The sequence below is a fragment of the Ancylobacter amanitiformis genome (assembly GCF_030814815.1).
GTDB lineage: Bacteria > Pseudomonadota > Alphaproteobacteria > Rhizobiales > Xanthobacteraceae > Ancylobacter > Ancylobacter amanitiformis.
In genome coordinates, this window is the sequence record NZ_JAUSVR010000005.1 from 165,148 (window position 1) to 178,255 (window position 13,108).

Here is a 13,108-nt window from a genome sequence, read left to right on the forward strand (position 1 = left end):
TGAGCCGGCGGAACGGGGCGGGCGCGGCCGGGCATCACCCCCGCACGAGCCACACATCCATGATCCAGCCCCGCCGGGCGCGGGCGTGCGCGCGGCGGGCGAGAATGGCGGGGCCCACCTGATGGAGCGGGCCGCTCGCCAGCATTTCCTCGCGCATGCCCAGATACGCCCCCCACCAGATGAGCAGCGGCGAGGCGCCGGCCGCGCGCGCCTGCGTCTCGCGGGCGATGAGCGCGGCAAGGCCGGAGCCGTCGTCCAGCATGACGACGAGGCTCTCGCCGCCCTGCGGATAATCCGCCAGCACGCGGCGCCCGGTGGTGATGGTGACCTTTTCGCCCACCGCGTTCAGCACCTGCCCATGGGCGGCGCACAGTGCCTGGATGGCGGAAATGCCGGGAATGACCTCGAGGACCAGCGCCAGATGCGCGCGCGTCGGCTCCAGAATGCGCAGCATGGAATCGTAGATCGCGGGGTCGCCCCAGACCAGCACCGCCCCGGTCCCCCCGGGCGGGAGCTGTGCCGCGATCGCGTGTGCCAGACGCTCGGCGCGGGCGCCGTGCCAGTCCGCGACGCCGGCGCGATAGGCCCCGGCCGGGCCGGGACGGGCGGGATCGGCGGGTGCCGCGCTCCCTTCCTCGCTCCCTTCGGCCGCCGGATGCACGCGGGCTTCCGCGCGGCGTCGGGGGCTCTCCACCGGCACCACGCGCCAGGGCGCGCGGCGATGGGCGGCAAGGATGGCCTCGCGGGCGCCGACGAGTTCGCCCGCCGCCTCGCCCTTGTCGAAGACGAAGAAAACATCCGCCCGGTTGATCGCCTCGATCGCCTGCAGGGTGAGGTGGGCCGGCGAGCCGGCGCCGATGCCGATGACGAGGATGCGCCGCACGGTGGCCGCATCATTCCCAGCAGCGTCCATCATCGCGCTTGGAGCCCCTCCTGCAGCCCCGCCTCGGCATCACGCGCGGCAAACACCCGCTTGGCGACGAACAGCCCGTTCAGCGCGGCGGGGAAGCCGGCATAGAGCGCCATCTGCATGATGGCCTCCACCACTTCCTCCCGGCTCGCGCCGACATTGAGCGCCGAGCCGACATGCACTTCCAGTTCCTTCTCGGCATGGCCGAGGCAGACCAGCCCGGCGACCGTGGCGAGCAGGCGGGTGCGCAGGTCCAGCCCCGGGCGGGAATAGATGTCGCCATAGCCGAACTCGAAGATGTAGCGGGCGAAATCGGGCGCGATGTCCCCCAGCGCCGCCATCACCTCGGCGCCCGAGCGGCCGGTAATGGTGGCGAGCCGCTCCTTGCCGCGCGCAAGCCGGTCGTCGGTGGAAGGCTTCTCGACGGAAGCCTTGTCGGTGGAAGCCTTGTCGTCGAAAGCCTTGTCGTCGAAAGCCTTGTCGTCGAAAGCCTTGTCGTCGGAGCGCCGTTCGCCGCCGGTCCCGTCCTTGCCCGCCATCGCTCCGCCCTCCTCAGCGCCGACCCGCCAGATCCGCCACCAGCGCGAGCGCGGCGGCGATGCTGGCATCGCGGTCCAGGCCGGTATTGTCGAACAGCACGGCATCCTGCGCCCGCATGAGCGGCGCGCTGGCCCGGCCGCTGTCGCGCGCATCGCGCATCTCGATGTCGGCCAGCACCTGTTCGAACGTCACCGCCTCGCCGCGCCGAGCGAGTTCCCGGTAGCGCCGTTCGGCGCGCGCCTGCGGCGTCGCGGTGACGAAGATCTTCAACTCGGCGTCCGGCGCGATCACGGTGCCGATATCGCGCCCGTCCAGCACCGCGCCGCCCGGCTGGCCGGCGAAATCCTTCTGCAGCTTGAGCAGCTTCTCCCGCACGGCGGGCACGGCGGCAACGCGCGAGGCCGCCTCGCCCACCGGCCCGGCTTTGAGCGCCTCGGCATCGAGCCCTGCCGGATCGAGGCCGGCCGCCAGCGCGGCAAGCGCGGCGGTGTCCTCGAAGGCGACGCCCGTCTCCAGCGCCGCCGCCCCCACCGCGCGGTAGAGCAGGCCGGTGTCGAGATGCGGCAGGCCCAGATGCGCCGCCAGCGCGCGGGCGATGGTGCCCTTGCCGGAGGCCGCCGGCCCGTCAATGGCGATGATCACCGCGCGCCCTCGGCCGCGTCCACCTCGATCACCGCGCCCAGCTGCTTCATCAGCGGCAGGAAACTGGGAAAGGAGGTGGCGATGAAGGCGACGTCGTCCACCTCGACCGGCCGCAGGGCGGCGAGACCGGCGACGAGGAAGCTCATGGCGATGCGGTGGTCCATATGGGTGGCCACCGGACCGCCGCCCGGTACCTTGGGAGTCCAGATAGTCGCGCCGCCCGAGACCGAGCCCGCGCCCTCGACGAGGAGATCGTCGCCCTCGATGCGGTTATGGACGCCGATGGCGTCGAGCCCGCGGGCGACGGCGGCGAGCCGGTCGGATTCCTTCACCCGTAGCTCGGAAAGCCCGTTCATGCGGGTGGTGCCCTGCGCATAGGCGGCCACCACGGCGAGGATGGGATATTCGTCGATCATCGAGGGCGCGCGCTCGGCCGGCACCTCCACCGCGCGCAGGCGCCCGGTATGGCGCACGCGCAGGTCGGCCACGTCCTCGCCACCCTCGATGCGTTCGTTCAAATACTCGATCGAGGCGCCCATTTGCTTGAGCGTGATGAACAGCCCGGTGCGCAGCGGATTGACCATCACCCCTTCGATCACGATGTCGGAGCCCGGCACGATGAGCGCCGCCGCCACGGGGAAGGCGGCGGAGGACGGGTCCGCCGGCACGGCGATCGGCGCGGGCTTCAGTTCCGGCCGTCCCTTGAGCGTGACCTTGCGGCCATGTTCGCCGAACGGTTCCACCCGCACATCGGCGCCGAAATGGGCGAGCATGCGCTCGGTATGGTCGCGGCTCGCCTCTTTCTCGATCAATACGGTCTCGCCCGGCGCGCCGAGGCCGGCCAGCAGCACGGCGGACTTGATCTGTGCCGAGGCAACCGGGCTCTCATAGGTGATCGGCACCAGGTCGCGCGGTCCCTTGAGGGTGAGCGGCAGCCGCCCGCCCTCGGCGGCGTCCAGCACCTCGACGCCCATCCTCTCCAGGGGATCGAGGATGCGGCGCATCGGCCGGCGGCGCAGGCTGGCATCGCCGTCAAAGGTCGCGGTGATCGGGTTGCCGGCGACGACGCCCATCATCAGCCGCGAGCCGGTGCCGGCATTGCCGAAATCGAGCGGCGCGTCGGGCTGGGTCAGGCCACCCACGCCCACGCCCTCGACGCGCCACTCGCCCTCGCCAAGGCGCTCCACCGTGGCGCCGAGCGCGGCGCAGGCCCTGGCGGTGCCCAGCACGTCCTCGCCTTCCAGCAGCCCGGAAATGCGGGTCTCGCCCACGGCCAGCGTGCCGAAGATGAGCGAACGATGCGAGACCGACTTGTCGCCCGGCACGCGGACCGTGCCCTTGAGCGCCGGCGAGAGGCCGGCACGCGCGGGCATCGGCGCGCCGGCATGGCCACTGGCGACCGGCGCGGCCGTCGTGATGGAGGGCGAAAGGGGGCTCGTCATCTCGCTGGCCTTCTCAAACGGCGATGGTAGTCTCAACCATCCTAGCGGAAGTAATCTCCGCCGGGAGCGAAGTTCGTCGGGGCGGGCGCACGCCGGCGCGCCATCCCGGCGGGCGCCGTCCTAGCACGAGCGCGTTATCGCCGTCACGGTCCTGCAATTGCGCGCTTGACTCGGCCGGAACGGCAGTTCAATGGGTGCACCCCTTTTCATCACCACTCCCGAGGTTGCCAACCGTGGTGAAACCTGAACTTGGTACCAAGCGCATCTGCCCGGTCACGGGGCGCAAGTTCTACGACCTGAACAAGGATCCGGTGATCTCGCCCTATACCGGCCAGATCGTGCCGATCGCCGTGGCCATTGCCAGCCGCGCGCGGCCGGAAGCCGCCCGCCCCGTCGAGGAAGCCGAGGTGGAGGAGACCGCCGAGGTCGAACTCGTCTCGCTGGAGGATGCGGACGAGGAAGCCGCCGGCAGCCCGACCAAGGCCGCCGCGGCCGATGACGACATCGAGATCGACGAGGACGTCGAAGCCGATGACGATGACGACACCTTCCTCGAAGAAGACGAGGATGGCGATGATGACGTGGCCGACCTGATCGGCGACGGAATCGAGGACGACGAGGAAGCCTGAGGAAAAAGCGCTGGGGACAGCGCGGCCAACACGAAGTGAAGGCTTGCAGTCCTCATCGTCCTGTGGTTTACGACCATCCCGCTCCGGTCACTGCGCCGAAGCGATCCGCCGGGTGAGACACCCAAGGCGCTGAGCGAAAGCCCGGCGCCCATCCGGCAACCCCCGGTGGGGCCATAGCTCAGTTGGGAGAGCGCTTGAATGGCATTCAAGAGGTCGGCGGTTCGATTCCGCCTGGCTCCACCAATCTTCCCTCCCGGAAATTCGGGATCCTGAAATTCACCCTCGCCGGCCACCGGCATCGCACCGGGATATTGCTCCCGCCGCGCCTACCTCTCCTGACCCTGCTCCGTTCCCGGCAAGACGCGCGAATCACGTTCGGCGATGGGCGGCTTCACGCCCCGCCCCGCAAACGCGCCCCTGTCGGGAGGGCCCACGTCCGGCGCCTCAAAGGCACGGCGGGTGATTCGCACGCGGGCGACACACGCGGGCGACACCGGCCCTTTGCTCGCTTTGCGCCGCGCGTGATCACCGTTCGGATATCCCGGCGCGAGGGAACAACCCGCCATCGCTCTCGTTGCCCATGGGGTAACGGAGAGGCACGACGTGTTCATCAAGCTGCTTTCGGAAGTCGATGGGCTGCGCACCTTCGCGGTCATCCTTGAAACCGGCGACGAGGCGATGACGGCGCTTCGCGACGTCGCCGAGCGGGAGGGCCTCACGGCCGCCCATGTTTCGGCCATCGGCGCCTTCAGCCAGGCCACGATCAGCTATTTCGACTGGGAGCGGAAGGAATATGAGAAGATTCCGGTGCGCGAGCAGGTCGAGGTCGCCGCGCTCTCGGGAGACGTCGCGATCGGGCCGGACGGCAAGCCGGCCGTTCATATCCATGTGGTTCTCGGCAGGCGCGGCGGCGTCGCGGTGGCCGGCCATCTGGAGGACGGCATGGTCCGGCCGACGCTTGAGGTCATCCTGACCGAGACGCCCGCTCACCTGCACAAGCGGGTGGATGCGGCGAGCGGCCTCGCGCTCATCTCGCTATAGGCGGCCCGTGCGACGGGCGTAGCGCGGCCGACCCGCGCCCGGCTCAGCCCGCGACCTTCGCCAGTTCGCGCCGGGCGGCCTCCAGCCGTGCCCAGGTCGCCTGACTGGCGCGAATCAGCTTGAGCCGCTCCTGCGGTGACAGCGCCGGGTTGCGGGCCCTGGAGATGGCGAAGGAGTAATCCTCCAGCTCGATATCGACTTCCAAGAGCAGTTCGCGGACTGACCGCATCTTTTGTTCCTCCCGGGGCTCTGGCGAAGCAGCCCCGCCGACGCGGAGCCGCAGAAATAACCCGAGCGTGCGGCTTTGGTTTCCTCGCCGAACACCCAGTCCGGCGGCGATCATCGCCAGCAAGGTGGCCAGCAGGGTGGCCAGCAGGACGGCGCCAAGGACAATCCGGGCAGTTTCGGCAACCATCCCGAACGCGACAGCGAGGCCGGCCGAAAGCGCGGCGAGCCCGGCAAGGGCGGCACGACATAGCCCAGCCCGCCTCGGGCCGAGACGATGAAACCCGCTCCGACCCGTGTCGGGGCGGGTTTTCCATGTCTTGCAGGCGGCATAGGGAACCGGATCGGGACCCGACCGCGGCGTGTGGGAGGCGCCACCCGCCGCCATGCCGGCTACGCCGCGCCGCGAGGATCGACGCGGCGCATGCGCCGGCGGCTGGCTGGAGCGTCCACCCTTTCCCGGACGATGGCGGATACGGTCCGCGCCGAACGTGGCGGGCTGGAGCCACGCCCGCCGCTCAGCGGCGCTTCAGCAAGGCCTCGTATTCGCGGCTCAGCGTGGCGATTTCCTCCGCCGCGAAGGGCCAGGCGCCGACAGCGACGCCCTGGCGAATCTCATGGGCGAGCACCGGCCAATAGCGGTCCACCAGAGGGGGGATTTCGTCGTCGCGCACCCCCACCCCCTTGAGATCCAGGGTGCAGATGGCGCGGGCGGTTTGTTCTGTGTGACGCATTTACCGCCAATAGCATGCGGCACCTGTCGCTTGTGTTCACCAGTGCACACAAAATCGAGGCCCTCCGGCGCGCCGGGTGACGCACACCGGCACCGCCTGCACCGTCGGCAATTGCCGTTAACGCCACGCACGACGTTTCAATTGTCGCATCTCCGGCATAGGGTTGCCGGAAGGCGCCGATTGCCCGGCGCGCACCGCCGGCGCGAACCAGTCGGCATCCATCACTCGGCACCAGACACTCGGGAGAGACAACGATGCAGCTCGGAATTGTCGGTCTTGGCCGCATGGGCGGGAATATTGCACGCCGGCTCACGAAGGCCGGCCATGCCTGCGTGGTCTGGGACCGCAACGAGGACGCCGTGAAGGGGCTGGCCGCCGAAGGCAATACCGGCGCCTCCGGCCTTGCCGATGTCGTCGCCAAGCTGGACGCGCCGCGCGCGGTGTGGGTCATGCTGCCGGCGGGCGGGCCGACCGAGGCGACGGTGACGGAGCTTGCCGCGCTGCTCGCGCCGGGCGACATCATCATCGACGGCGGCAACAGCTTCTACAAGGACGACATCCGGCGCGCCGCCAGCCTGGTCGAGCAGGGCATCGCCTATGTCGATGTCGGCACCTCGGGGGGCGTGTGGGGGCTGGAGCGCGGCTATTGCATGATGATCGGCGGCGCCAAGGCGGCGGTGGATCATCTCGATCCGATCTTCGCCGCGCTGGCGCCCGGCCGCGGCGAGATTCCGCTCACCCCCGGCCGCGAGGGGCGCGACAAGCGGGTCGAGCAGGGCTACATGCATGCCGGCCCGGCCGGCTCAGGCCATTTCGTCAAGATGGTGCATAACGGCATCGAATATGGGCTGATGCAGGCCTATGCCGAAGGCTTCGAGATCCTCAAGCACAAGGATTCGACCGCGCTGCCCGAGAACGAGCGCTTCTCGCTCGACATGGCCGACATTGCCGAAGTGTGGCGGCGCGGCAGCGTGGTCTCGTCCTGGCTGCTCGACCTCACCGCCATCGCGCTGACCAAGGACGACACCCTCGGGGACTTCCCGGGTGAAGTCGCCGATTCGGGCGAGGGACGCTGGACGGTCATGGCCGCGATCGAGGAGGCGGTGTCGGCGGAAGTGCTCTCGGCCGCGCTCTACACCCGCTTCCGCTCGCGGCAGGAACACACGTTCGGCGAGAAGATGCTCTCGGCCATGCGCTTCCAGTTCGGCGGCCATACCGAATTCAAGAAGTGATCCCGCGGCCAGCAAGCGAGTAGACAAGTTCCATGGGAAGCGAGACCGTCGTTCTCGGCCAGAAGGTGCTGGCGCCCGATGCGGCGCGGGCACCGGCCTCGACCTTCTTCATCTTCGGTGCCTCCGGCGACCTGACCAAGCGACTGCTGCTGCCCTCGATCTACAACCTCGCCAATGAGGGCGTTCTCGACGACAACTTCGCCGTCATCGGCGTCGATGGCGTCGAGCGCAGCGAGGAGGATTACCGCGCCTATCTCACGGACGAGGTGAAGAACCTGCCAGGCTCGCTCGACACCGAGGGCGAGACCTGGAAATGGCTGATGAATCGCATCGGCTACATTGCCGGCAACTTCGAGGACCCCGCCACATACGGGCGCATCCGCGAACGCCAGGCGGCGCGCGCGCAGCAAACCGGGAACGCGGTGTTCTACCTCGCGGTGGCCCCGCGATTCTTCGCCACCATCTCCGAGCAGCTGGGCGCTGCCGGCCTGCTCAACGAGGAGGCCGGCGCCTTCCGCCATGTCGTGGTGGAAAAGCCGTTCGGCACCGACCTGCCCTCGGCGAAGGCGCTGAACCGGCGCCTGCTGGCGGTGGCCAGCGAGCGGCAGATCTACCGGATCGACCATTTCCTCGGCAAGGAAACGGTGCAGAACATGATGGCGCTGCGCTTCGGCAACGGCATCTTCGAGCCGATCTGGAGCAAGGAATATATCGACCATATCCAGATCACCGCCGCCGAGACGGTGACGGTGGAGCAGCGCGGGCGTTTCTACGACGCGACCGGCGCGCTGTGCGACATGGTACCGAACCACATGTTCCAGCTCCTCGCCATGACCGCGATGGAGCCGCCCAATTCCTTCGACGCCGACGCCGTGCGCACCGAAAAGACCAAGGTGATCGAGGCCATCCGCCACATGCGCCCGAGCGACGCGATCGGCAGCGCCGTGCGCGGCCAGTACCGCGCCGGCTTCGTCAATGGCGAGGCGGTGAAGGACTATCGCGCGGAGAAGGATGTCGATCCGAAGAGCCGCACCGAGACCTATGTGGCGCTGAAATGCTTCGTCGATTCGTGGCGCTGGAACGGCGTTCCCTTCTATGTGCGCACCGGCAAGGCGCTCGGCGTGCGGCGCACGGAGATCGCCATCCAGTTCAAGCGCGCGCCGGGCGTGCTGTTCCGCCATCTGCCGACCGCGCTCAAGCCGAACCTCATGGTCATCCACGTCCAGCCGGACGAGGGCGTCTCGCTGCGCTTCGCCGCCAAGGTGCCCGGCCGCAAGGTGCGGCTGTCCGAGGTCGAGATGGACTTCCGCTACACCGACTACTTCAAGGCGGCGCCCTCCACCGGCTATGAGACGCTGATCTATGACTGCCTGTGCGGCGACCCCACGCTGTTCCAGCGCGCCGACACGATCGAGGCCGGATGGGAGGCGGTGGAGCCGATCATCGAGGCGGTCCGGGGCGGCGAAGACGACGTGCAATTCTATTCGGCCGGCTCGAACGGGCCGGCAATGGCCGACGTGATGCTGGCCCAGGATGGTTTCCAGTGGCTTCCGCTGGAACGGGAGCGCCCGCGATGAGCGATATCAAGAAAGACCTGCCCCGCCGCATCCGCCTCATGGTGTCGGATGTCGACGGCACGCTGGTGAACCGCGAGAAGCAGGTCGCCCCGGCAACGGTCGAGGCGGTGGCGCGGCTGCGCGCGGCGGGCGTCGCGTTCGCCGCCGTCTCGGCCCGGCCGCCGCGCGGCATGAAGATCCTGGTGGAGGCGCTGGGGCTGGATATTTTCGGTGGCTTCAATGGCGGCTCCATCCTGAGCGGCGGCTTCGACGTGCTTGAGCAGCATTTCGTCGCGGAAGACGCCGCGCGCCGCTGCATCGAGATCATGGCCCCGCGCGGCGCCTCGATCTGGGTGTTCGCCGACAATGAGTGGTACCTCACCGATCCCGACAACACCTATGTGGCCGGGGAAATCCGCACGGTCGCGTTCCAGCCGACGCTGGTCAGCGATTTCGGCGACCACCTCGCCCGCGCCGGCAAGATCGTCTTCTCCTCCACCGATTTCGACATGCTGGCGAAAAGCGAGCCGGAGCTGCAGGCGCTGGTGGGAGACGGCGCCACGGCGCGGCGCTCGCAGAACAAATATCTCGACCTGACGCCGCCCGGCACCGACAAGGGCCATGCGGTGCGGGCCTTTGCCCGGCATTACGGCGTGGCGCTGGACGAGGTGGCGGTGATCGGCGACATGGCGAACGACCTGCCGATGTTCGAGGTCGGCGGCCTTTCCATCGCCATGGGCAATGCCTCCGACGCGATCAAGCAGCAGGCGGATCTGGTCACGCTGAGCAATGCCGAGGATGGCGTCGCCCACGCCATCGAGCAGTTCGTGCTGCCGCGGGCGTAACAGGCCGCGCGGGGCCACGGCCATGAAGCCGAACCGCCCCGCGCGCCAAACTCAGCCCGAGAATTCGGTCTCGTGCTTGAGCACGTCTTCCGCCTCGGGGTTGAGCGGCTGGGCGGCGCGCTCGGGCGGCATGAGCGGCTCGGGCTCGACAAAGCCGATCTGCCCGTCATCGGTCGGCTGCAGGCGCTGACGGCGCAGACGCTCGACATCGCGCTGGCGCACGTCGACGATCGTCGCCTGGGCGGTCTCGGCGTCGATGCCGTTGGCGCGCAGCGTGGCTTCGCCGAAGGCGAGGGCCGATTCAAAGGTCTCGCGGATCTCGTAGTCCACGCCCTTCTCCCGCAGGGTGATGGCGTGGGTGCGATCATAGGCCCGCACATGCAGCCGGACGCCGGGCACGTTGGCCTGCAGGATCTCGACGATGCGGTCGGCGGTGTCGCGCTTGTCGACGCAGATCGCGACCACGCGCGCGCGCTCGACGCCGGCCGCGCGCAGCACGTCCAGCCGCGTGCCGTCGCCGTAATAGATGCGGAAGCCGAAGCGCCCGGCGCTCTGGATCATCTCGACATCATTGTCGATGATGGTCACTTCCAGCCCCTGCGCCAGCAGGCATTGCGAGGCGATCTGGCCGAAGCGGCCGAAGCCGACGACCAGAACCGAGCCATGCGCCTCGCTGAAATCGGCCTCGGGCGGCTCGCTGCCCGCCGCCGCGCGATCCAGCCGCTGGGCGATGCGCTCGCCGATCAGCGCCACGGGCGGGCCGAGCAGCATGGTCATGGCGGCGCAGGCGGCCAGCATGTCGCTCTGGCGCGCGGTGATCAGCCCGAGCCCGAGCGCCAGCGGAAACAGCACGAACGAGAATTCGCCCGCCGGCGTCAGCACGGAGGCCGAGCGCACGGCATCGGCCCGGCTGCCATCCGAGAAGCGGAACACCGTCCACACCGAAACCGCCTTGACCAGCGTGATCAACAGCGTCCCGACGATCAGCAGCGGCGCATTGGCGAGCACCACGTCGAGATTCATCGACATGCCGACGCCCATGAAGAACAGCGCCACCAGCAGCCCGCGGAAGGCATCGACATTGGCTTCCAGTTCGTGGCGGAAGCTCGATTCGGACAGCATCACGCCGGCGAGGAAGGCGCCCATCGCCATCGACATGCCGACCGAGGCCATCAGCCCGCCGGCGCCCAGCACCACGAGCAGCGCCGCCGCCGTCATCACCTCGCGCGCGCCGGAATGGGCCAGCACGCGGAATAGCGGGGTCAGCAGATAGCGCCCGGTGCCGATGACGACGGCGATGGCCGCGACGATCATCAGCACGTGGCCCATCGATTCGGTGAAGGTCTGCTCCTCATGCCCGCCCGGCGCCAGCAGCGGCAGGAAGGCGATGAGCGGCACCACCGCCATGTCCTGGAACAGCAGCACCGCGAAGGCGCGCTGGCCATAGGGCTGGGCGAGGCCGTTATTCTCCCCCAGCAGCTGCAGCGCGATCGAGGTCGCCGACAGCGCCAGCGCGAGCCCCGCCACGGTGGCGGCGCGCCAGTCGAAACTGTCGCCGGCATAATGGGTGAGCACGGCGACGGCCGCCCCGGTGAACACCAGCTGGGCGGTGCCCATGCCGAAGATCGCCTTGCGCAGCGCCAGCAGGCGCGAGACCTGCAATTCCAGCCCGATGATGAACAGCAGCAGCACGACGCCGATCTCGGCGACGGTGAGGATTCGCTCGGGATCGCGGAAGGCGCCGATGCCGGAGGGGCCGATGGCGACGCCGGCAAGAAGATAGCCGACTATAGGCGAGAGCCCCAGACGCCGGGCGACGGGAACCGCGATGACGGCGGTCGCCAGGAAGATCAGCGCCGCGATCAGGAATCCCTGGCCCTCACCGTGCATTGCTCATCCGCTCCCTCGCCACTGCCCGCCGCGCCGTTCTACCGCCAGGGATGCTGCCGCCGCATGGCAGAACAATGGTGCTTTATGGACCTTATGGCGCTGGTCCGCTTCCCCATCGGAGCATCTTTCGGCCCGGAGGAAAATGGCTGGTGAGCCTGCGCCGGCCGGAAGGCACAGATTGCCGTGCGGACGCAATAATGGCGCGGGCGCATATGCCAAAACGCCCGGTCAGGAGCCGGGCGTTCGTTCTCAGAAGCGGATCGGAGCCGGGCCGGTCCCGGCGTCAATGCGCGGGGTGATGCGCCGAGGTCGGGCCGGGCGGGTTTTCCGTGGGATGGGCGGTGGGAATCGAATCACGCTTCACCGGCGGCAGGCTCTTCAGCGCCTCGAACACCAGCGGGGAGAGGCCCTCGCCGCCGGCAGCCAGGTGATCCTCGATGCGCGCGCGCATGCGCGGATCCCAGAAATCCTTGATGTGCTTGGCAATGCCCGGCACGGCGCGGCCGTGCTTCTGCGCCTCGAAGAACTTGCCGATCTGGTTCGCCATGTAGACGAGCCGTTCCATCGTATTAGCCGACATGGGCGGCCCGCTCCTTCTCTGCCCCGTCCAGCGCGATGCGATGGGGGTGGGTGAACACTTCGAATCCGTCATCGCGGGCGATCGCCGCCAGCGTGATGCCCGCCGCTTCCGCCGTGCGGACGGCGAGCGCGGTGGGCGCGGAGACCGCCACCAGCACGGATGCCCCGAGCATGGCGGTCTTCTGCACCATTTCGATCGACACACGGCTGGTCAGCAGCACGATGCCGCCGTCCGCCTCGCGGCCCTCGCGCAGGAGATGGCCGACCAGCTTGTCCAGCGCGTTGTGGCGCCCGACATCCTCGCGCACCGCCACCAGCCCGCCATCCCGCTCCCAGAAGGCGGCGGCATGCACCGCCCGCGTCTGGTGGTTGAGCGTCTGCGCCGGGGACAGCGCGGCAATGGCACGGGAAATGTCCGCCGCCGTGAAGCGCCGCCCCTCCCCCACCGCCCGTGCCGGCTTGACGGCGAGTTCCAGGCTTTCCACGCCGCACAGGCCGCAGCCGGTGGGCCCGGCGATCTGCCGGCGGCGCGCCACCATCTGGCCGGCACGCTCGGCATTGATCCACAGGCGAATCTCGACGCCGACGACACCGTCCTCGTGGTCGAATTCCAGCGTCTCGATCGATTCGACATCGGACAATTGGCCGATGACGCCCTCGGTGAGGCTGAAGCCGTAGCCGAAATCGGCGAGATCGGCCGGCGTCGCCATCATCACGGCATAGGTCGAGCCGTTATGCACGATGGCGACCGGCGTCTCCTCGGGGATCGCCCGCTCGCCCGCCCTCGCGCCGGAGGGCCCGACGGCAAGGCGGGAAACGCGGACGACCGGGGGGATCATCGCT

15 protein-coding genes and 1 tRNA gene are annotated in these 13,108 nt (G+C 69.0%); 7 read left to right on the forward strand and 9 right to left on the reverse strand.

Going from position 1 to position 13,108, the window contains the following annotated elements:
* Positions 1-34: 34 nt before the first annotated feature.
* From QOZ99_RS09995 to aroA, 4 genes are all read right to left on the reverse strand, one after another.
* Complete coding sequence (locus QOZ99_RS09995; protein ID WP_306889821.1) at positions 35-916, reverse strand: precorrin 6A synthase; 882 nt, start codon at positions 914-916, stop codon at positions 35-37.
* Positions 913-1,278, reverse strand: coding sequence for a carboxymuconolactone decarboxylase family protein (locus tag QOZ99_RS10000; RefSeq protein WP_306889942.1), 366 nt, complete (start codon positions 1,276-1,278; stop codon positions 913-915). The genes QOZ99_RS09995 and QOZ99_RS10000 overlap by 4 nt, the downstream gene beginning before the upstream one ends.
* 184 nt (positions 1,279-1,462) lie before the next feature.
* The gene (gene cmk / locus QOZ99_RS10005; protein WP_306889822.1) at positions 1,463-2,092 is read right to left on the reverse strand and encodes a (d)CMP kinase; all 630 of its coding nucleotides are present in this window, start codon (positions 2,090-2,092) and stop codon (positions 1,463-1,465) included.
* Positions 2,089-3,534 (reverse strand): 3-phosphoshikimate 1-carboxyvinyltransferase, encoded by a 1,446-nt coding sequence (gene aroA / locus QOZ99_RS10010; protein WP_370876826.1) that lies wholly within the window; start codon positions 3,532-3,534, stop codon positions 2,089-2,091. The genes cmk and aroA overlap by 4 nt, the downstream gene beginning before the upstream one ends.
* A 233-nt stretch (positions 3,535-3,767) precedes the next feature.
* Between aroA and QOZ99_RS10015 the strand changes: the two genes are divergently transcribed.
* The 3 genes from QOZ99_RS10015 (at position 3,768) to QOZ99_RS10025 (ending at position 5,204) form a co-directional block, all read left to right on the forward strand.
* Positions 3,768-4,163: a TIGR02300 family protein gene (locus QOZ99_RS10015; protein WP_306889823.1), complete on the forward strand. Its 396-nt coding sequence runs from the start codon at positions 3,768-3,770 to the stop codon at positions 4,161-4,163.
* Between the two features lie 167 nt (positions 4,164-4,330).
* Positions 4,331-4,406: transfer RNA gene (locus tag QOZ99_RS10020), tRNA-Ala, on the forward strand.
* A 360-nt stretch (positions 4,407-4,766) separates the two neighbouring features.
* Positions 4,767-5,204 (forward strand): PPC domain-containing DNA-binding protein, encoded by a 438-nt coding sequence (locus QOZ99_RS10025; RefSeq protein WP_306889825.1) that lies wholly within the window; start codon positions 4,767-4,769, stop codon positions 5,202-5,204.
* Positions 5,205-5,247: 43 nt separating this feature from the next.
* On the opposite strand, the gene QOZ99_RS10030 is transcribed toward QOZ99_RS10025, so the two are convergent.
* Positions 5,248-5,433 (reverse strand): hypothetical protein, encoded by a 186-nt coding sequence (locus QOZ99_RS10030; protein WP_306889826.1) that lies wholly within the window; start codon positions 5,431-5,433, stop codon positions 5,248-5,250.
* 75 nt (positions 5,434-5,508) lie between these two features.
* Here QOZ99_RS10030 and QOZ99_RS10035 point away from each other — a divergent pair, with 75 nt between their 5' ends.
* Complete coding sequence (locus tag QOZ99_RS10035) at positions 5,509-5,682, forward strand: stress-induced acidophilic repeat motif-containing protein (protein ID WP_306889827.1); 174 nt, start codon at positions 5,509-5,511, stop codon at positions 5,680-5,682.
* Between the two features lie 265 nt (positions 5,683-5,947).
* Here the strand turns inward: QOZ99_RS10035 and QOZ99_RS10040 are convergent, their stop codons facing one another.
* Positions 5,948-6,103, reverse strand: coding sequence for a hypothetical protein (locus QOZ99_RS10040; protein ID WP_306889829.1), 156 nt, complete (start codon positions 6,101-6,103; stop codon positions 5,948-5,950).
* A 314-nt stretch (positions 6,104-6,417) separates the two neighbouring features.
* On the opposite strand from QOZ99_RS10040, the gene gnd reads away from it, so the two are divergent.
* From gnd to QOZ99_RS10055, 3 genes are read left to right on the forward strand one after another with little or no spacing between them, the layout of a single operon-like run.
* Positions 6,418-7,395 (forward strand): phosphogluconate dehydrogenase (NAD(+)-dependent, decarboxylating), encoded by a 978-nt coding sequence (gene gnd, locus QOZ99_RS10045; protein ID WP_306889830.1) that lies wholly within the window; start codon positions 6,418-6,420, stop codon positions 7,393-7,395.
* 32 nt (positions 7,396-7,427) lie between these two features.
* Positions 7,428-8,972, forward strand: coding sequence for a glucose-6-phosphate dehydrogenase (gene zwf, locus QOZ99_RS10050; protein ID WP_306889831.1), 1,545 nt, complete (start codon positions 7,428-7,430; stop codon positions 8,970-8,972).
* Positions 8,969-9,796, forward strand: coding sequence for an HAD family hydrolase (locus tag QOZ99_RS10055; protein WP_306889832.1), 828 nt, complete (start codon positions 8,969-8,971; stop codon positions 9,794-9,796). Before zwf ends, QOZ99_RS10055 begins: the two co-directional genes overlap by 4 nt.
* A 51-nt stretch (positions 9,797-9,847) precedes the next feature.
* Here QOZ99_RS10055 and QOZ99_RS10060 read toward each other — a convergent pair whose 3' ends face one another.
* From QOZ99_RS10060 to fdhD, 3 genes are all read right to left on the reverse strand, one after another.
* Positions 9,848-11,686 (reverse strand): monovalent cation:proton antiporter-2 (CPA2) family protein, encoded by a 1,839-nt coding sequence (locus tag QOZ99_RS10060; protein ID WP_306889833.1) that lies wholly within the window; start codon positions 11,684-11,686, stop codon positions 9,848-9,850.
* 283 nt (positions 11,687-11,969) lie between these two features.
* A complete protein-coding gene (locus tag QOZ99_RS10065) occupies positions 11,970-12,266 on the reverse strand; it encodes a formate dehydrogenase subunit delta (protein ID WP_306889835.1) in 297 nt (98 codons plus the stop codon).
* Positions 12,256-13,104, reverse strand: a complete 849-nt coding sequence (fdhD, locus tag QOZ99_RS10070; RefSeq protein ID WP_306889836.1) for a formate dehydrogenase accessory sulfurtransferase FdhD — start codon at positions 13,102-13,104, stop codon at positions 12,256-12,258. The genes QOZ99_RS10065 and fdhD overlap by 11 nt, the downstream gene beginning before the upstream one ends.
* Positions 13,105-13,108: the final 4 nt, after the last annotated feature.